The sequence below is a fragment of the uncultured Flavobacterium sp. genome, assembly GCF_963922255.1.
Lineage (GTDB): Bacteria > Bacteroidota > Bacteroidia > Flavobacteriales > Flavobacteriaceae > Flavobacterium.
In genome coordinates, this window is record NZ_CAWUIC010000011.1 from 102,402 (window position 1) to 122,814 (window position 20,413).

The 20,413-nt window shown below is 31.7% G+C and carries 17 protein-coding genes; 12 read left to right on the forward strand and 5 right to left on the reverse strand.

Annotation, left to right across the window (positions count from 1 at the left end; translation table 11 throughout):
• Positions 1–12: 12 nt before the first annotated feature.
• Both AABJ49_RS10255 and AABJ49_RS10260 read left to right on the forward strand, forming a co-directional pair.
• The gene (locus tag AABJ49_RS10255) at positions 13–3,036 is read left to right on the forward strand and encodes a T9SS type A sorting domain-containing protein (protein ID WP_338378178.1); all 3,024 of its coding nucleotides are present in this window, start codon (positions 13–15) and stop codon (positions 3,034–3,036) included.
• Positions 3,037–3,286: 250 nt separating this feature from the next.
• Positions 3,287–4,570, forward strand: a complete 1,284-nt coding sequence (locus AABJ49_RS10260) for a citrate synthase (RefSeq protein WP_338378179.1) — start codon at positions 3,287–3,289, stop codon at positions 4,568–4,570.
• A gap of 64 nt (positions 4,571–4,634) precedes the next feature.
• Here the strand turns inward: AABJ49_RS10260 and AABJ49_RS10265 are convergent, their stop codons facing one another.
• On the reverse strand, positions 4,635–5,000 hold the full coding sequence (locus AABJ49_RS10265; protein WP_338378180.1) for a hypothetical protein: 366 nt from the start codon (positions 4,998–5,000) through the stop codon (positions 4,635–4,637).
• Between the two features lie 153 nt (positions 5,001–5,153).
• Between AABJ49_RS10265 and AABJ49_RS10270 the strand changes: the two genes are divergently transcribed.
• Genes AABJ49_RS10270 through AABJ49_RS10280 form a run of 3 tightly spaced genes read left to right on the forward strand, consistent with a single transcriptional unit; the run spans position 5,154 to position 7,473 of the window.
• On the forward strand, positions 5,154–6,068 hold the full coding sequence (locus tag AABJ49_RS10270) for an arginine deiminase family protein (RefSeq protein WP_338378181.1): 915 nt from the start codon (positions 5,154–5,156) through the stop codon (positions 6,066–6,068).
• A gap of 51 nt (positions 6,069–6,119) precedes the next feature.
• Complete coding sequence (locus AABJ49_RS10275) at positions 6,120–6,488, forward strand: four helix bundle protein (RefSeq protein WP_338378182.1); 369 nt, start codon at positions 6,120–6,122, stop codon at positions 6,486–6,488.
• Between the two features lie 49 nt (positions 6,489–6,537).
• Positions 6,538–7,473, forward strand: a complete 936-nt coding sequence (locus tag AABJ49_RS10280) for an arginine deiminase-related protein (protein ID WP_338378183.1) — start codon at positions 6,538–6,540, stop codon at positions 7,471–7,473.
• A 79-nt stretch (positions 7,474–7,552) separates the two neighbouring features.
• On the opposite strand, the gene AABJ49_RS10285 is transcribed toward AABJ49_RS10280, so the two are convergent.
• The 3 genes from AABJ49_RS10285 to AABJ49_RS10295 all read right to left on the reverse strand — a co-directional run bounded on the left by AABJ49_RS10285 (position 7,553) and on the right by AABJ49_RS10295 (position 10,215).
• Positions 7,553–8,980, reverse strand: coding sequence for an SDR family oxidoreductase (locus AABJ49_RS10285; protein ID WP_338378184.1), 1,428 nt, complete (start codon positions 8,978–8,980; stop codon positions 7,553–7,555).
• Between the two features lie 135 nt (positions 8,981–9,115).
• Positions 9,116–9,739 carry a MarC family NAAT transporter gene (locus AABJ49_RS10290; protein WP_338378185.1) on the reverse strand — a complete coding sequence of 208 codons (624 nt, stop codon included), beginning with the start codon at positions 9,737–9,739 and terminating at the stop codon, positions 9,116–9,118.
• A gap of 62 nt (positions 9,740–9,801) precedes the next feature.
• Positions 9,802–10,215, reverse strand: coding sequence for a hypothetical protein (locus tag AABJ49_RS10295; protein ID WP_338378186.1), 414 nt, complete (start codon positions 10,213–10,215; stop codon positions 9,802–9,804).
• Between the two features lie 91 nt (positions 10,216–10,306).
• On the opposite strand from AABJ49_RS10295, the gene AABJ49_RS10300 reads away from it, so the two are divergent.
• Positions 10,307–10,672 carry a CoA-binding protein gene (locus AABJ49_RS10300; RefSeq protein ID WP_338378197.1) on the forward strand — a complete coding sequence of 122 codons (366 nt, stop codon included), beginning with the start codon at positions 10,307–10,309 and terminating at the stop codon, positions 10,670–10,672.
• Here AABJ49_RS10300 and AABJ49_RS10305 read toward each other — a convergent pair.
• The gene (locus AABJ49_RS10305; protein WP_338378187.1) at positions 10,643–12,091 is read right to left on the reverse strand and encodes a sodium:solute symporter; all 1,449 of its coding nucleotides are present in this window, start codon (positions 12,089–12,091) and stop codon (positions 10,643–10,645) included. The two genes, AABJ49_RS10300 and AABJ49_RS10305, sit on opposite strands and share 30 nt — an antisense overlap.
• A gap of 77 nt (positions 12,092–12,168) precedes the next feature.
• On the opposite strand from AABJ49_RS10305, the gene recR reads away from it, so the two are divergent.
• The 6 genes from recR (at position 12,169) to AABJ49_RS10335 (ending at position 20,031) form a co-directional block, all read left to right on the forward strand.
• Positions 12,169–12,789 (forward strand): recombination mediator RecR, encoded by a 621-nt coding sequence (gene recR, locus AABJ49_RS10310; RefSeq protein ID WP_338378188.1) that lies wholly within the window; start codon positions 12,169–12,171, stop codon positions 12,787–12,789.
• Between the two features lie 72 nt (positions 12,790–12,861).
• Positions 12,862–13,650 (forward strand): polysaccharide biosynthesis/export family protein, encoded by a 789-nt coding sequence (locus tag AABJ49_RS10315; RefSeq protein ID WP_338378189.1) that lies wholly within the window; start codon positions 12,862–12,864, stop codon positions 13,648–13,650.
• Between the two features lies 1 nt (position 13,651).
• Entirely contained in the window at positions 13,652–16,081 is a 2,430-nt protein-coding gene (locus AABJ49_RS10320; protein ID WP_338378190.1) for a polysaccharide biosynthesis tyrosine autokinase, read from the forward strand.
• A 3-nt stretch (positions 16,082–16,084) separates the two neighbouring features.
• A complete protein-coding gene (locus tag AABJ49_RS10325) occupies positions 16,085–17,068 on the forward strand; it encodes an SDR family oxidoreductase (RefSeq protein WP_338378191.1) in 984 nt (327 codons plus the stop codon).
• Positions 17,069–17,074: 6 nt separating this feature from the next.
• Positions 17,075–18,463: a UDP-glucose 6-dehydrogenase gene (locus tag AABJ49_RS10330; RefSeq protein WP_338378192.1), complete on the forward strand. Its 1,389-nt coding sequence runs from the start codon at positions 17,075–17,077 to the stop codon at positions 18,461–18,463.
• Between the two features lie 266 nt (positions 18,464–18,729).
• On the forward strand, positions 18,730–20,031 hold the full coding sequence (locus tag AABJ49_RS10335; RefSeq protein ID WP_338378193.1) for a nucleotide sugar dehydrogenase: 1,302 nt from the start codon (positions 18,730–18,732) through the stop codon (positions 20,029–20,031).
• The last annotated feature ends 382 nt before the right edge of the window (positions 20,032–20,413 follow it).

Here is a 20,413-nt window from a genome sequence, read left to right on the forward strand (position 1 = left end):
AATATAAGAGTCATGAGAAAAATACTATACATACTTCTTTTTATATCAGGAACATTATATGCTCAACCGCCAATTGCACAACCTAATGATTTGGTTGTTTGTGATGATGTTTCAAATAATGGAATTGAAGCTTTTGATTTAACAACAAATGAATCTCAAACTTTAAACGGGTTGAATCCTGCTTTATATACAATTTCTTATCATTTTGATCAAGCAGGTGCGGATGCAGATAATAACTTTGCTTTACCACCTAATGCTTTTGTTGGTGGACCAAGTCAAGCAATTTACGTTAGAGTTGAAGAAAATGCAAACACAACAAATTTTGCTACGACAAGTTTTAATTTGATCGTTAACATATCACCAACAGCTTCGATAGGTTCAAATTCTCCAATCTGTTCAGGTGAAACAGGAACTCTTATGTTTAATGGAACTCCAAATGCAACAGTTCAATATACAGTTAATGGAGGTTCTATTCAGTCTGTAATTTTAGATCCAAATGGATTGGCTAATTTATCATTTGCTAACTTAACTGTTGATACTACAATATGTTTAGTAGATGTAACATCATCAACAACTCCTGCTTGTACGCAAACATTAACTGCTTGTGAAACTATTGTTGTGAGTACAGCTCCAATAACTACTCAGCCGAATGATATTTACGCTTGCGATATTTTTCCTGGTATAGGATCGGGAAGTTTTGATTTAACGAATCAAGAAAATTTGATATCTAATGGAAATCCACAACAATTTACATTTACATACCACGAAACTTTAAATGATGCACAAACAGGATCTAACCAAGTACAAAATGCTACAAATTATATGAATATTGTTCCTTTTCAACAAACTATTTTTGTTAGAGTACAAGATAATTTCACTGGTTGTATTTCAATTACTAATTTCGATGTAATTGTAAATCCTGCTCCATTTATTGTGCAGCCAAATGATTTGATAATTTACGAAAACCCTTTTGATGGTTTTGCTACTTTTGACTTGACACTAAATTTAGCATCAATATATAATGGAATTGATCCATCTTCTGTAAATGTTTTGTTTTATGGAAGTCTAATGGATGCACAAATTGGAGCTAATCCATTCCCAAATCCAAGTTCTTATTTTAATATTTCAAATCCTGAAACAATTTATGTAAGTGTTGTAGATAATACAACAGGTTGTATGACAATAACAAACTTTGATTTAATAGTCATTGATTCAGTAAACGGTATCGTCTACATTCCAGATGCTAATTTTAAAGCAAAACTAATTCAGTTGGGTGTAGATACAAATACAGATGGTGAAATTCAATTTTCAGAAGCATTAGTGCCAACCACTTTAGATGTTTCAAATTCTAATATTGCAGATTTAACAGGTATTGAAGCATTTACTAATTTGACAACATTAAATTGTTCCACTAATAATTTAACGACTCTTAATCTTTCTAGTAATTTTAATTTAACCAATCTTTATTTTCCTTTTAATCCGCAATTACAAACGGTGTTTATTAAAAACGGAAGTGATGAAAGTTCAAATATAGGTTCAGGAAGTTGGCTGGAAAACTTCTTAAGTAATAATAATCCAAGTTTAACTTATGTTTGTGCCGATCAAAATCAAGTGGCTAATATTCAATCTTTAGTTAGTGGTTCAGTAAATGTGAATTCTTATTGTACTAATAATCCAGGAGGAAATTACAACTCTATTTCTGGAATTATTCAATATGATTTTAATAATAATGGCTGTGATGCTTTAGATAGTCCAGCTTCTTACATGGGACTTGATTTAAGTCTTAATGCAGTTTCATTAAATAATTCCGTTTTTACAAATTTTAATGGCAATTATATTTTTAATACCAATCAAACTGGAAATTATGGTTTAACCCCAAATCTTGAAAACCCAACTTATTTTAATGTAACACCAAATCCTGCAAGTGTGAATATTCCAGTTATAGATAATACTACAACTACTCAAAACTTCTGTATTACACCAAACGGAGTGCATCCAGATTTAGAAATTGTAATTGCTCCCATAACTCCAGCAAGACCAGGTTTTGATGCCGTTTATAAAATTGTTTACAGAAATATTGGAAATACAACTTTAAGCCAACAATACGGAATTAACTTTTTCTATAATGAAAATCTGCTCGATTTCGTTTCAACTACTTATGCTACATCTTCAGTGGGTTCTGGCTCTTTGAGTTGGGATTATGCCAATTTAAAACCTTTTGAAACCAGAAGTTTTTATATAACTCTAAATGTGAATGGACCAACAGAAACGCCACCTGTAAATATTGGTGATGTGTTAACTTTAACAGCATCAATTTTGCCTTCAGCAGGAGATGAAAACACGTTTAATAATCTATTTCAGTTTAATCAAACCGTTGTGGGTTCATACGATCCTAATGGCATTACTTGTCTTCAGGGTGATGTGGTTGCTCCATCATATATTGGAGAATACCTTCATTATGTAATCAATTTTGAAAATACAGGAACTTATCAAGCGGAAAATATTGTAGTGAAAACAGAAATCAATCCAGCTGATTTTGACATTTCAACCTTGCGATTAATGGAAGCTTCTCATAATGTTTCTACCAGAGTAAATGGAAATATAATTGAATTTATTTTTCAAACCATAAACCTAGACACAGGTGGGCACGGAAATATATTGTTGAAATTGCAAACAAAAGACAATCTTTTAGTTAGTGATATAGTTTCTAACAAAGCTGATATTTATTTTGATTACAATTTTCCAGTAGAGACAAATTTTGCCAATACCACATTTCAAGTGTTGAGTAATTCAATTATTATAATTGATAATTCAGTTGGAATTTATCCAAATCCTACAAAAGATGTTGTAAATGTTAAGGCAAATTCTACAATTACATCAATTGAAGTGTATGATGCTCAAGGAAGAATTGTGCAAAAGAAAATATCAAATGCTGAAAATGAAGTTGTAGATGTTTCTAATGTAACAAAAGGCATTTATTTCTTAATGATAAAAACAGAATTAGGTCAAAAAGTAGAAAAGTTAGTTAAAGAATAGATAATTTGTTTGTTAATAGTCATTCACCCATAGAACATTAAATTGTTTTGTGGGTGTTTTGTGTTAAATTTTAGTTGATAATTCTACTTTAAAGTTGAATTTGGAAGATGAAGTCAGCAAATAATGACAACTTTAAAAAATTTATACTTTTATTAACGAAAACGATATCAAATTTTCTTTCTAATTAATAAGGAATTCCCTAATTTTGTGCAATTGATAAAATTCAAGATCTTAAAACCCTAACAATATTATGTCAAAAACGGCTACATTAGAATTAGATGGCAAAAAATATGAGTTCCCTGTAATTGTTGGAACTGAAAATGAAGTTGCTATTGAAGTAGAAACATTACGTGGTGCAACTGGTGCAATAACAATAGATCCAGGTTACAAAAATACAGGTTCATGCAAAAGTGAAATTACTTTTTTAGATGGTGAAGAAGGAATACTTCGTTACAGAGGATATTCAATCGAAGAACTAGCTGAAAAAGCTGATTTCTTAGAAGTATCTTTTCTGTTGATTTTTGGCGAATTACCAACCAAAGCACAATTAGAAAAATTTGAAAACGATATCAGAAAATATACGTTAGTCAACGAAGAAATGAAAAACATCATCGATGGTTTTCCTAAAACGGCTCATCCAATGGGTGTTTTAGCTTCTCTAACAAGTGCTCTTACCGCTTTTAACCCTAAAGCTGTGAATCCTAATAACGAAAAAGAAATGTATGATGCTGTTTGTAAAACAATGGCAAAATTCTTAGTTATTGCAACATGGACGTACAGAAAAACTATGGGTTATCCTTTGAACTACTATGATAATACAAAAGGATATGTAGAAAACTTCATGAGAATGATGTTTGAATTACCAACCGAACCTTATAAATTTGATAAAAAAGTTATCGATGCATTAGATAAACTATTTATTCTTCACGCAGATCACGAACAAAATTGTTCTACTTCAACAGTAAGAATTGTAGGTTCTTCTCATGCAGGTTTATTTGCTTCAATTTCTGCAGGTGTGTCTGCACTTTGGGGACCATTACATGGAGGAGCTAACCAAGCTGTACTTGAAATGTTAGAAGAAATTCATAACAATGGAGGTGATGTTGCTAAATATGTATTAAAAGCAAAAGACAAAGATGATTCATTCCGTTTAATGGGATTCGGACACAGAGTGTATAAAAACTTTGACCCAAGAGCAACAATTATTAAAAAAGCAGCAAATGATGTTTTAGAAGCTTTAGGAGTTGATGATCCTTTATTGGATATAGCTAAACAATTAGAAAAAGTAGCTTTAGAAGATGAATACTTCAAGGCAAGAAATTTATATCCAAACGTAGATTTCTATTCAGGTATCATTTATCGTGCTATGGGAATTCCTGTAGGTATGTTTACAGTTCTTTTTGCAATTGGACGTTTGCCAGGTTGGATCGCACAATGGAAAGAAATGCGTTTAAACAAAGAACCAATCGGAAGACCAAGACAAGTTTATACAGGGTATAACTTAAGACCTTTTAAAGAAGTAAAAGATAGATAAAAACTAAAAATCCCGTTTCAACAAAATTATGAAACGGGATTTTTTTTATTTTGATAAAAAGGAATTAATCAGCTTCTTCAAAATTATCTTTTTTACCTCTTAATTCATCAATCTTATCTTCAGCTTTCTCTACAAAACTTGAAGCAGCTTCTTTTGCATCTTCAGCTTTTTCTTCAACCCATTCAGAGGCCTCTTCTAATTTGTCTTTTGCAGTTTCTACAAAGCTAGATACTTTTTCACCAACACCCATTTCGTCTAATTTTGCAGAGGCCTCATCAATTAGATGAGAAGCTTTTTCCTTTAAATCACCAGCTACTTCAGTTGCTTTATCAATAGCTTTTTCGGCTACATCTTCAACTTTGTCACTTACATTATCAGCAGTTCCTTTTGCTTTTCCAAAAAGTGAACTAAAAAAATTTGAAATTCCCATAATTATTTTTGTTATTAGTTTTTTGTAACTCAAATGTATAGAAAAGATTTTAATAAAAATATAGTATTATAACAATGTGGATAAATATACTTTTTAATCGTTAAAATGCACATTCTGTTTTTTATCTTTGTAGCAATGCCAAAAAGCAATTATATGTTACAATTAAATGTAAAAAACGAAACAGCAAGATTAAAAGCAGTAGTTTTAGGTTCAGCCATTAGTAATGGTCCAACACCAACAGCTGACGAAGCTTATGATCCAAAATCATTAGAACACATTTTAGCAGGAACCTATCCTGTAGAAGAAGATATGGTGAAAGAAATGGAAGCTTTTAACCAAGTTTTTCAAAAATATGAGGTACAAGTTTTTAGACCAAAAATGATTGAAAACTACAATCAAATCTTTACAAGAGATATTGGTTTTGTAATCGAAGATACTTTCATAAAAGCAAATATCTTACCAGATAGAGAAAGAGAATTGGATGCTATTCAATATGTTATAGATCAAATTGATCCCAAAAAAGTAGTTCGTCCACCAGAAGAAGTACATATTGAAGGTGGAGATGTGATGTTATGGAATGATTATATCTTCATAGGAACATACAAAGGTTCAGATTACAAAGATTACATTACAGCAAGAACTAACATGGCGGGTGTAAATTATATCAAAGAATTATTTCCAAATAAAATTGTAAAAGAATTTGATTTAGTAAAATCAAAAATCGAAGCTAGAGACAATGCCTTACATTTAGATTGCTGCTTTCAGCCTGTAGGAACTGATAAAGGAATCATTTACAAAAGCGGTTTCCGTGAAGAAGCAGATTATATGTATTTGGTCAAACTTTTCGGAAAAGAAAATCTATTTCACATCACAAGAGATGAAATGTATCATATGAATTCGAACGTGTTTTCTATTGCACCAGATGTAGTAGTTTCTGAGAAAAATTTCACCCGATTAAACAATTGGCTTAGAGAAAGCGGTTTTACAGTTGAAGAAATTCCATATGCCGAAATTGCTAAACAAGAAGGATTACTAAGATGTTCAACATTACCATTAATTAGGGATTAAAAAGTTGTCAGTTAACGGTTTTCAGTTATTTACTAAATAAATTGTTTATAAATGAGTAGTTATCAAGATTTGGATATTTACAAAATTAGTTTGGTATTATTTTATGAGATTCATTCAGCTTCATTACTTTTGCCAAAATATGAGTTATATGAATTGGGCAGTCAAATAAGACGTTCTTCAGATTCTGTAAACTCTAATATTGTTGAAGGTTATGGCAGAAATCGTTACAAAGCTGATTTTATTAGATTTTTAGTTTTTTCACATTCAAGTTGTTTAGAAACAAAAGGGCATTTAATAAAGATTAATCATTTATACAAAGGATTAATACCTGATATAGAAAGATATATTACAGATTATGATAATTTAGGAGCAAAAATTTTCAATTTTATAAAATACGTTGAAAATAACTGGAAAACTTAGACTTTTAATAAAACTGACAACAGACAACAGATAACAGACAACAAAAAAAATGAAACAAACCACAAATTCCATACTAATGATTCGTCCGGTAGCATTCCGAATGAACGAACAAACAGCGGTAAATAATTATTATCAAAAAGTATTAGATGGATTAACTCCAGAAAATGTAAACGCCAAAGCACAAGAAGAGTTTGATACTTTTGTGCAAAAACTTAAAATGGTTGGTATAGATGTAACAGTTGTAGACGATACAATTAATCCGGATACACCAGATAGCATTTTCCCTAACAATTGGATCTCTTTTCACGAGAATGGTGATGTAGCTCTATATCCTATGTTTGCCGAAAATCGTCGTGCCGAAAGAAGAGAAGATATTCTTGATTTATTAGAAGAAAAAGGATTCAAATTAAATGATATTGTGGATTACACTTCAGCCGAAGAGGATGGCATTTTTCTAGAAGGAACAGGAAGTCTTCTTCTAGATAGAGCCAATGGAAAAGCTTATTGTGCCTTATCTCCTAGAGCAGATGAAGAATTAATGATCGAATTCTGTGAAGATTTTGATATGGGACCTATTATTTTTGAAGCGTATCAAACCGTTGATGGAGAACGAAAATTGATTTATCATACTAATGTTATGATGTGTTTAGGTGAAACTTTTGCAGTTATTTGTGCCGATTGTATTGATGACAAAAGCGAAAGGAGACAAGTCTTACAAAGTTTAAAAGAAGACGGAAAAGAAATCATTTTAATCACAGAAGAGCAAGTAAACAACTTTGCTGGAAACATGTTGCAATTAAAAGGTACTGATGATAAAAGTTATTTGGTAATGAGCAAATCAGCTCATGAAAGTTTAACTGCTGACCAAATTCAAAAATTAGAAAAGCATGCCACAATTTTAAGTTCCAGTTTAGATACAATTGAAGCTTGTGGCGGTGGAAGCGCAAGATGTATGATGGCAGAAATTTTTCTTCCAAAGAACTAATTTTTTTAAAATTTCAATACTGAAATTCCAAATTCCAAAATAATAATTGGGATTTGGAATTTTATTTTTTGGAATTTTCTTAATTAGTTTTCGCAATATTCTTAATCATTCCACCAAAAATAAAATAGTGAAAAGGCACTAAACTATACCAATAAAGCCTTCCAAATATACCTTTTGGTCTAAATGTAGCAATTTGATGCAAAACATTATCTTCATCAATTCTGAATTCTAACCAAGCTTCACCAGGCAATCGCATTTCTGCAAATAATAACAATCTTTTTTCAGTCTTATCAGCTAACAAAACCCTCCAAAAATCCAAAGAATCACCTGCAGCTATCTCATTTACATGTGTTCGACCTCTTTGCAAACCAACACCACCAACCAATTTATCAAAAAAACCTCTAATTTCCCACATCCAATTGCCATAATACCAACCTTTGGCTCCACCAATAGACCAAATGTTTTCCAAAACTTTATCAACATCATCAACTTTTATGGACTTTTCATCTTTTAAACAACCGTACGTTGGAACTTGAATATAACCTACTAATTCTTTTTTAAATCGACCACTAACTAGACTGTCTTTCCAACTTGAAACTACAAGGTTTTGTTCAATTTTTAAAAACGCAAGTTTTATAGCTTCCACATAAGAAATAGGAGTGATGTTTAAAATATTTCGAAGTCTATTGTCATTGCAAACAACTTCCAATCGCATACTGTCAACTAAATTTACGGCTAATTTATATGATGTAGAAGTTACAAAATAAAGCCAATAAGAAGATAATTTTGGAGTCATTACGGGCAAAGTAAAAATCCAAAGTTTAATTTTTCTTGTTTCTGCATAGGAAAGCATCATTTGTTTGTAAGTAATGATATCTGGTCCACCAATGTCAAACGAATCATCATAGCATTTTTCATTCAACATCACACCTATTAAATACTGTATTACATCACGAATAGCAATAGGTTGGCACTTGGTTAAGACCCATTTTGGTGTAATCATTACAGGCAGTTTCTCGCATAAATCCCTAATGATTTCAAAAGAGGAACTTCCAGAACCAACAATTATGGCTGCTCTTAAAACTGTTGTTTTAAAATTCCCTTTATAGAGAATTTCTTCAACATTTAATCTAGACTGTAAATGCTTTGAAAGATACTCTTGATTTACAATTCCACTTAAATAAACAACTTGTGTTACACCAATTTTATTTAAATAAATATTGAAGTTTTTAGCAGCTTTAGTTTCCAATTCATCAAATTTATCAGTAGATGAGGTCATGGAATGAATTAAATAAAAAGCAACATCAAATTTTTCAGGTAGATTTTCAAGTAAAGGTTCTTCTAAAAAGTCAAGTTCCCAAATAGTAATCTTTTTAAGTGTACTAGCATCAAGACCAAGACGATTTTTGTTTCTGACACAACACACTACGTCATGACCATTATTTAATAATTCAGGTAATAGCCTTTTCCCAACATAACCGTTTGCTCCAGTGAGTAGAATTCGCATGTATTTCTTTTTTTCTTAAAGTTAAGAAAATTTGAAATACTAAAAGAAGATGCCTATAATTTTAAGACTTGTTTAAGTAAGTTAAGATAATTTTTTTTAACCTATAACCAATTACCCAAAACCCATAACCTTTTTTTAAATTCCTCTAATAATGCTCAAAATAGCACTAATAATATATTGAATTCCAATGGCAATCGTCAAGAAACCTACTATTCTTGAAATGGCTACAATTCCAGAAGAACCTAAAATTCTAGATAAATAATAAGCACTTCTTAAAATAATAAAAATAACAATCGCAATCACAAGAATAGCAATGCTAGACGCAATTATTTCACCAGTTGTGTTGTGTTCTTGATAAAAGGCAATTAATAAAGACATAGAACCTGGTCCAGCAAGCATGGGCATGGCTAAAGGAGTCAAAGCAATATCACTTCTTTCCTGTGCTTCTTCTTCTACTTTTTTATTAATACCTTTGTTTTTACTGAATTTACCATTCAGTAAAGCAAAACCAGAATTTGTAATTAAAATTCCACCAGCAATTCTAAGAGCAGTAATCGTAATTCCAAAAAAAGACAATACATATTGACCAACAAAAAAAGAAATCATTAATATAATAAATACATTAATGGCTGTCCATAAAGAAGTTTTGGAAAGTTCAGCTTTACTATATCCTTCAGTTAATCCCACAAATATGGGAACGGTTCCAATGGGATTTAAAATGGAGAATAAAGCAGCAAATAAGAGTAGGAATACTTCCATTTGTTTTTTTACAAATGTAGCATAAATTATTTTTTAATTAGTTTTATTAAAAAGTTAATTTATCAGTTGTTTATCTGTTTCAATTTTAGATTTTCAATTTTTTTTAGAAATTTCATAATTTTATCAGTGTTTTTTGAAATATCAATACTGATAAAATGTTCGTCAATATGAAACGTCATAGTATTACCAGGTTTAAAAAGAACCAATTTGTAAAAAGGGATAACTAAAGCATAAACTTCTAATTGCGATTGAAATCCCATAATGATTCCCTTAGGTCTGAGCTCAATATTTGCATATTTGATGGAATTGTTTTTGTTTAAAATGTTGCCGATTTCTGGGCTAGCTTTGACAATAGGTAATCTAGGAGAACCAGTTCCTTTCATTTTTATATTTTCAATAATACCATAAGGATTGCCCACTAAATCGTTTATAGTTTTCTTGATTTTTTTATCATTATGTGAGATGTTGAAAAGCATTTTTGTTTAAAATTAATTATAACTTTAAAGTTAAATGCCAGTCTTTGGAAATATTTATAAATTGTTTATTCGTATTTTTGTCTTTTAAAAGATAAATATGAAAAAGACATTAGTAATAGGAGCTTCAACAAATCCAGAACGATATAGCTTTAAAGCCATTAACAGTTTAGTAAATCACAAACATACGGTTGTGGCCATTGGTCAAAAAACAGGAGAAGTAGCAGGAGTTAAAATTCAGTCAAAAGCTATTCCTGCCACAAAAATTCATACAGTTACTTTGTATCTAAATGCAATTGCTCAACGCGATTATTATAACTACATCATTGGTTTAGAGCCAAAAAGAGTACTATTCAATCCAGGGACAGAAAATCCTGAATTTTATCAACTGTTAAAGGCAAACGGTATCAAATATGAAGAAGCTTGTACACTAGTTTTGTTGGCTACGAATCAGTATTAATCCTAAGAAGGTTAAAAATCCATTGACCATTAAGATTTCAAATCCAAAGGTATAATTAAACCAAACTTCTCCATAAGCATTTAACAATAGGGAAATTATGACGGCAGAAAGGGCAACTATGGGAACTAATTTGTCTTTAACATGCCAGTTGGTAAATAATCCAAAGCTATAAAGTCCTAATAACGGACCATAAGTAAATCCAGCAAATTTCAGGACTTTATCAATGATACTTGCATCGTTGAAACCATATTTAAAAATCAGGATTACGATTATGGATACCAATACAAAAGCTAAATGAATTTTCTTTCTGACCGCAATTTGTTGGGCGGGGTCATATCTTTTCTCAATATTCAAAATATCGATACTAAAAGAAGTTGTAAGTGAAGTTAGAGCACTATCAGCAGATGAAAAAGCAGCAGCAATCAAACCTAACAGGAAACTAAAAGCAACAACAACTCCTAAATAATTATTGGCCAAAACGGCAAACAGTTGGTCTTTGTGAGCGTCAATTCCGTTTTTTAAAGCATATTCAGTAAATAATAGTCCTAAAACTAAGAATAGAAAATTCACGAATGTTAAGACAATTGTGAACCAAAACATATTCTTTTGGGCATCTTTTAAACTTTTGCAAGTCAAATTTTTCTGCATCATATCTTGATCTAAACCAGTCATTACGATGGCAATAAAAGCTCCAGAGAAAAATTGTTTCCAGAAATATTTTGGGGAACTTAAATCGTCAAAGAAAAATGTTTTTGAAAAATCACTATCTGCAACATAAGAAGATATAGAATTGATGTTCAAACCTAAATCTTGAGAAACAACTACAATACAAATCACAACTGAAACCAACATAAACAGCGTTTGTAAAGTGTCGGTCCAAATAATAGTTTTAATACCAGATTTTTGTGTGTAAACCCAGATTAAGAAAATAATTGAAGTCACGGTAATCCAATAGGGAATTCCAAGGGGTTCAAAAACTAAAGTCTGTAAAACGTCAGCCACTAAAAGCAAACGTAAATTAGAACCAACAGTTCTCGAAACAATAAAAAACCAAGCTCCAGTTTTGTATGAATAATTTCCAAATCTATCATTAAGGTAAGTATAAATAGAAGTTAATTGCAATTTATAATACAAAGGCAAAAGCACTGTTCCAATGACAAAATAACCTAAAATGTAACCAATTACAATTTGAAAATAGGCAAATTGAGCCGCTTCCACTTTTCCAGGAACAGAAATAAAGGTCACACCAGATAGTGAAGCTCCAATCATTCCAAATGCTACCAAATACCAAGGAGATTGTCGATTTGCTTTAAAAAAAGTATCGTTACTAACTTCTGATTTTTTTCCTGTAAAATAAGAAAATAAGATGAGTACAGTAAAATAAGCTAATACAAGAATTAATATAGAAATAGGTTGCATGGAGTCAGTTTTTCTACAAAATTAATAGAATAAAATTAAGTTCAAATTTTTTGTTGAAATAACTATATTTGTAGGGTATGGAATTATCATCAAAGAAATTAGAAAAAGCCGTTAATGAAATGGCTCAATTGCCTGGAATCGGAAAACGAACAGCTTTGCGATTAGTACTTCATTTATTAAAACAACCCAAAGAACAAACACAATTTTTAACAGAAGCCTTGCAAAATATGCGCGAACAAATAAAGTTTTGTAGCAATTGCAATACCTTATCAGATAATGATATTTGTGAAATTTGTTCTAACCCAAATAGAGATAAAACTATTATTTGTGTTGTAGAAGATATTAGAGATGTTATGGCAATTGAAAATACAGGTTTATACAAAGGTTTATATCATGTTTTAGGTGGAAGAATTTCGCCAATTGACGGAATTGGACCTTCGCAACTAAGCATTATACCCATCGTAGAAAAAGTAAAATCAGGAGAAGTTAAAGAGTTAATTTTTGCTTTGAGCTCCACAATGGAAGGGGACACAACCAATTTTTATATTTATAAACAAATTCAAGAATTTTCAGTAAATGTTTCAACAATTGCTAGGGGAATTGCTATCGGTGATGAATTAGAATATACGGATGAAGTTACTCTTGGAAGAAGTTTATTACACAGAATTCCATTTGAAGTGTCCATTAAAAACGTTTAACAGTTTAATAGTGTTATATTTATTACCTCTTTTAAAGCTTTTGCTTATATTTGCCAACTAACTTATTATGGAATGAGAATTTTTAAGTTTTTTATAGTGTTTGTTGTGGCCACATCCTTGTTTTCATGTATTCCCAACAAAGATTTAATTTACCTTCAAGACTATGGAAATAAACCGGATGGAATTGTAATCAATGAATTTGATGCCAAGCCTTATAGAGTTCAGGTCAATGATATTTTGAGTATTAACATCAAAGCTCTGGATCAAAAATTAGTGGAGATGTTTAACGCTTCCACACAGCAAACGCAAGCGCAAAGCGCACAAGGGATTTATTTCTCAGGATACAACGTAAATCAACACGGAAACATTCGAATTCCTGTTTTAGGAGAAATAAATGTTTTAGGCTTTACCTTAGAGGAAATAAGAACAACGGTCGAAAAAAAATTAACCGATGAGTACTTTACTGAACAAGCAAGAATCTTTGTCACCGTAAAATTAGCAGGTTTTAATTATACCATTAATGGTGAAATAGGACAACCAGGAAATCAGGTGTTGTTTCAAGAGAAAGTAACTATTTTAGAAGCTATTGCTAATGCAGGAGACATAAACCTCACAGGAAACAGAAAAGAAGTTCAAATACTAAGAAAACAACCGCATGGTTTTGAAATGTATTCGTTAGATTTAACAAATCGAGAAGTAGTCAATTCACCTAATTTCTACATCCAACCTAATGATTACATTATTGTCAAACCTTTGAAACAAAAGTCTTGGGGAACAGGAACAACCGGTACCCAAACCATTGGCACCATAATCACAGCATTATCCTTAGTGACCACTACAATTTTATTGCTTAGAAACTAATATGTTAGATATCAAAGATTTTAATATTCTAGAAACACAAAACAGCTTTGACTTCAAAGGCTTTATCGCAAAGTTAATGAGCTATTGGAAGTGGTTTATACTGTGTTTGATTTTGACCTTTACTATTGCTTACCAAGTAAATATTCGTAAAGAGAAAATTTATGGAATGGAAACTTTAATTGTAGTAAAAGATGAAAACAACCAACTCTTTTCTTCAAACACCAGTTTAGTGTTCAATTGGGGTGGAACATCAGATAAAGTGCAGACAGTAATTACGACTTTAAAATCAAGATCACATAATGAAATTGTTGTAAGAAACCTTCAGTTTTATATCAATTACTTAAAACAAACGGAGTATAACCTACAAGATGCTTATGGGGAAACTCCTTTTAAAGTTGTTATTGATGAAAATAAAGGACAAATTGCCAATCAACTGTTGAAAATAAAATTTCTAAATCAGAATCAATTTGAACTTTCTACTACTTTTGAAAATACTATAGCAGATTTATACCATTATGCCGATAATACAAAAAGCAATGTAAAAGTTCCTGTAGGGGATTACAAAAGGACTTTCAACATCAATGAAAAAGTCGAATTGCCTTTTTTAAGTTTTAAATTGACACAAGATTTAATGAATATCAACAATTTAAAGCAAGAATATTTTATCAAGTTTTCAGACTTTAATAGTACAGTGGCAAGCTATAAAAGCGTAGATGTTGAGGCCGATGTTAAAGGAGGTTCCATAATAAAAATTGCAAAAGCAGGCACAAACAAAGCAAGACTGGTGGATTTTCTCAATGCAACAGTGAGCACATTAAAAAAACGTCAGTTAGATAGCAAAAATCAATTTGCAACCAATACCATTAGGTTTATAGACAGTACCTTAATCGATGTGGAAAAGCAAATGAATGAAGCTGAAGGAGAGCTTAAATCTTTTAGAAAAGATAAAAATGTATATATGCTTGAAGGTGGTGGAGAAGTGCTAACTTCAAAATTATCAGAGTATGATGTAGAAAAAGACATAGTTAACAGAAAAATAGCATACTATAATTTACTAAAAAATTATCTAGAAAAAAATAATGATTATTCAAAACTACCTGCACCAACAGTAGCTGGAATTGAAGATCCAAACATTATTTCTAATGTGTCTAAGTTAATTCAACTCTCCACAGAAAGATCTGAAAAAGCGTATGCCGTTAAAAATGAAAAAATGTTTGCGGACTTTGATGTACAAATGGAATCGGTTAAAAAAGTGTTGTTAAACAATATTGCCAGCTCAAAAAGCGCGCTTCAAATCGATTTATCCTTATTGGCTCGAAACATCAATAATGCCGAGAGTTCCATTAGGCAACTGCCAGAACAACAGCAAGATTTAATAAACTTTACTCGTAAATTTAATTTAAAGGACAATATTTACACGACCTTTCTTGAAAAAAGAGCGGAAGCGGATATCATAAGAGCTTCTAATTTGTCTGACATTGAGTTTATTGACCCGGCAAAAGATGTGGGTGATGGATTAATTGGACCCAAAACCAGTGTCAATTATATTTTAGCCTTGTTGCTTGGCTTAGGGATACCATTTCTTATAGTGTTTGTGATAACTTTGTTAGATAATTCAATTAACACTACGGATGATATTGAAAAATTAACTAAAATTCCAATAATTGGGGTCATTGGTAAGAACATGGAAGAGGGCAACTTAGCGGTTTTTGACAAACCTAAATCCGCTATCGCAGAATCTTTTAGAGGTATCAGATCATCTCTTCAATTTATTTATAAAAAGCAAAAAATAGAGGGTGCAAAAATTGTAATGCTAACGTCATCCGTTGGTGGGGAAGGAAAAACCTTCTGCACCATGAATTTAGCCACGGTTTTTGCTATGAGTGGCAAAAGGTCGGTGATTGTAGGTTTAGATTTAAGAAAACCTAAACTTTTTGATGAATTTAATATAGACAATAATATTGGGGTAGTGAACTACTTAATTGGGCAAAAAAAGATAACCGAAATAGTTCAAAATACGCATATTCCTAATCTTGATATTATCACTTCGGGTCCAATTCCTCCCAATCCTGCTGAATTGATTATAAGTGACGCTATGAATGAGCTTATAGAGGAATTAAAAGAAATTTACGATTACATCATTTTAGACACACCACCCGTTGGCTTAGTCTCAGACGCTTTAGAATTAGCACAATATTGTGATGCGACTTTATATATTGTTAGACAAGCAGTAACTAAGAAAGGAATGCTTTCTGTAGTGAACGAAAAACATAGGAGAGGAGAATTACACAACATCAGTATCATATTAAATGATTTTAAGAAAAAATCGAAATACGGATATAATTATGGTTATGGTTATGGCAGCTACGAGGAAGGTTATGTGCAATCATCGTCTAAAAAAGGTTTTTTAAATAGATTTAAGAAAAAATAAATAATGAATATTACAGGAAGAAAGATATTAATCACAGGTGGTGCAGGATTTATAGGGTCTAATTTATGTGACTATTTTTTAAATAACGACAACAATGTTGTTTGTCTAGATAACTTTGCAACTGGACATAAACATAACATTGAAAAATTCAACTCAAATCCCAACTTTACTTTAATAGAAGGAGATATTAGAGATTTGGATACTTGTAAGCAAGCGGTTGAAGGGGTAGATTATGTGTTGCATCAAGCAGCGCTTGGAAGTGTTCCTCGTTCAATTAATGATCCAATTACATCTAACGATGTCAATGTTTCTGGTTTTTTAAATATGTTAGTAGCTTCACGAGATGCCAAAGTAAAACGATTTGTTTACGCGGCTAGTTCTTCAACGTATGGAGATTCTAAAGAGTTGCCAAAAGTAGAGAACGTCATTGGAAAACCATTATCTCCTTATGCAATTACGAAATACGTTAATGAACTGTATGCCACTATTTTTAGTAATACATACGGCTTAGAAACTATTGGATTACGTTATTTCAACGTTTTTGGAAGAAATCAAGATCCAAATGGTGCTTATGCTGCAGTAATTCCTAAATTTGTAGCCCAATTTATCAATCACGAAAGTCCAGTCATTAATGGAGATGGAATGTTCTCAAGAGACTTTACTTATATTGACAATGTAGTTCAAATGAACGAAAAAGCATTATTAACAGATAATTCCGAAGCAATAAATACCGTTTACAATACAGCTTTTGGAGATAGTACTACTTTGAATGATTTAATAAATTATTTAAAAGAGTTTCTAACTGAATATGATGCAGAAATAGCTAACGTTGAGGTTATTTATGGACCAAATAGAGCAGGAGATATTCCTCATTCGCTAGCAAGTATAGATAAAGCAAAAACTTTATTAGGATACAGTCCTAAGTATTCAATGAAAGAAGGATTAAAAGAAGCCGTAAAATGGTATTGGTTAAATTTGAAAAAATAATATAAAATGATTAAAAATATATGTTGTATCGGTGCTGGATACGTTGGTGGGCCAACTATGGCAATTATTGCACAAAAATGTCCAAGTATTAAAGTTACAGTAGTTGACTTAAATGAAAAAAGAATCACTGATTGGAATGATCCAAATGTTGATAATATTCCAATATACGAACCTGGTTTAAGTGAAATAGTTGCAGAAGCTAGAGGGAGAAATTTATTCTTTTCTACAGAAGTGGACAAAGCTATTGATGAAGCGGAAATGATTTTTATTTCGGTAAACACTCCTACTAAAACCTATGGAGTTGGAAAGGGTATGGCAGCCGATTTAAAATACATTGAATTATGTGCCAGACAAATTGCAAGAGTGGCTAAAACGGATAAAATTGTTGTAGAAAAATCAACTTTACCAGTTAGAACCGCAAGTGCAATCAAAAGCATATTAGATCACACAGGAAATGGAGTGAAATTTCAAATTTTATCAAATCCTGAGTTTTTAGCGGAAGGTACTGCAGTAGAAGATTTATTAGCTCCTGATAGAGTTTTAATTGGTGGAGATGCTACTGAAGACGGACAAAAAGCGATTCAGTCTTTAGTGGATATTTATGCCAATTGGGTGCCAAAAGAACAAATATTAACTACAAATGTTTGGTCTTCTGAATTATCAAAATTGACAGCCAATGCTTTCTTAGCACAAAGGGTTTCTTCAATTAATGCTATGTCGGAATTATGTGAAAAAACGGGAGCAGACGTTAATGAAGTAGCTAGAGCCATTGGAATGGATAGTAGAATAGGACCCAAATTTTTAAAATCTTCTGTTGGGTTTGGAGGTTCATGTTTTCAAAAAGACATCTTAAATTTAGTTTATATTGCTAAATCTTACGGATTAAATGAAGTAGCAGATTATTGGGAACAAGTAATCATTATGAACGATCACCAAAAAAGAAGATTTGCAAAAAATATAATCAAGACTTTATACAATACAGTTTCTGGAAAAAAAATCGCATTCTTAGGTTGGGCTTTTAAAAAAGATACTAATGACACCAGAGAATCAGCAGCTATTTATGTAGCAGATGATTTATTGGCAGAACAAGCCAATATTGTAGTTTTTGATCCAAAAGTAAAAGAAAGTCAAATTTATTATGATTTAGATTATCTAGAAACGCGTCCCTCCGAATTGAACAGGACTGATTTAAAGGTGGTAAATGATCCTTATGAGGCTTGTAAAGATGCGCATGCCATAGCAATCTTAACAGAATGGGACGAATTTAAAACATACGATTGGAAAAAAATATACAATCAAATGCAAAAACCAGCTTTTGTATTTGACGGAAGAAATTTATTAGATAAAAAAGAATTAGAACAGATTGGCTTTGTATATCAAGCAATTGGGAGTTAGATCTATTCTCTTTTAACCGTCAGTTCGAGTGATTTCGACGGAACAAAGTGGAGTTGAAATTGTATCGAGAACCCTTGTTGTCAAAACGATTCATTACGTTTTTTAGGATCACAGATTAAAGAAATTTTAATAATCAATAGTTATATTTATCGTCAGTTCGAGTGATTCAGATGCAGTCGGAAATTGTAAGGAGTACCCTTGTTAAAAAAACACATAGATAAGTAACTAACTTGTCTACAAAAGTAGTAATAGAAAATAAAAATAAAATGTCACAAAATCACCCCATCACCCCATCACCCCGTCTTGCAATCATTGGACTTGGGTATGTAGGTTTACCATTAGCAAGATTGTTTGCGACAAAATTTCCAGTAGTAGGTTTTGATATTAACCAAAAAAGAATTGACGAACTAAATTCTGGTAAAGACAGTACTTTGGAAGTTGAAGATGACATCTTACAAGAGGTATTGATAAAATCTCCTTCAGAGGCTAAAGGTTTGTATTGTTCTGCAGATTTGGATGCTATAAAAGATTGCAATTACTATATAGTTACTGTTCCCACTCCTGTGGATAAAAACAACCGACCTGATTTAACTCCTTTGTATAAATCCAGTGAAACGGTTGGAAAGGTTTTGAAAAAAGGAGATATCGTGATTTATGAATCAACTGTTTATCCGGGTGTGACTGAAGAGGAATGTATTCCTGTTTTAGAACGTGTTAGCGGTTTAAAATTCAATGAAGATTTTTTTGCAGGCTATTCACCTGAAAGAATAAATCCTGGAGACAAAGAACATACAGTTGAAAAAATATTAAAAGTTACATCCGGTTCAACTCCAGAAATTGGAAAAAAAGTGGATGATTTATACAAAAGTGTAATCACTGCCGGTACGCATTTAGCACCAACCATCAAAGTTGCTGAAGCGGCTAAGGTTATTGAGAATTCGCAACGTGATATTAATATTGCTTTTGTCAATGAATTGGCTAAAATATTTAATTTATTAGATATCAATACCCACGATGTTTTAGAAGCTGCTGGAACAAAATGGAATTTTTTACCATTCAAACCAGGATTAGTTGGTGGACATTGTATTGGGGTTGACCCATATTATTTGGCACAAAAAGCCCAAGAAAAAGGGTATCACCCAGAAATCATTTTAGCGGGCAGACGCTTGAATGACAGTATGGGAGAATATGTAGCTTCACAAGTGGTGAAAGCCATGATTAAAAAAGGAGTTACGGTTAATGGAGCAAATCTTTTAATGTTAGGAATCACCTTTAAAGAAAATTGTCCAGATGTTCGTAACACCAAAATTGTAGACGTTATTGCCTCTTTAGAAGAATACGGAATTACAGTCACAACTTATGATCCATGGGCAAATCCTGCAGAAGTGCTACACGAATATAAAATTACAAGTACCAACGAAATTCCAAACACAAAGTTTGATGCTGTAGTCTTAGGAGTTTCTCATAAAGAGTTCTTAACATTAGACATTCCATCCTTACAAAAAGACAATAGTGTCTTGTATGACGTAAAAGGAATACTGGGTAGTGGTGTAGATGGTAAACTTTAATAGTTCTTGATGTAAGATATTCAAGGCCTTGCTTTTTGCAGGGCTTTTTTTTGGAACACGGATGAGACGGATTGACTTCGTCAAACACAGGTTTTCACGGATTTTTTTAGGAACACAGATTTGAGAAATCTTTTATAATCTTTAAAATCAACTTGTTCTATTAACCGTCAGTTCGAGTGGTTTTTAGGCATGAAAACGCTAGTTTTTATGGCTAAAAATTGTATCGAGAACCGTTATAATGAAAATGATTTGTTTTTTTGGAACACGGATGAGACGGATTGCACGGGTTTTCGCGGATTTTTTTGAAACACAGATTTTAGAAATCTTTTATAATCTTTAAAATCTATAAGTTCTATTTACCGTCAGTTCGAGTGGTTTTTAG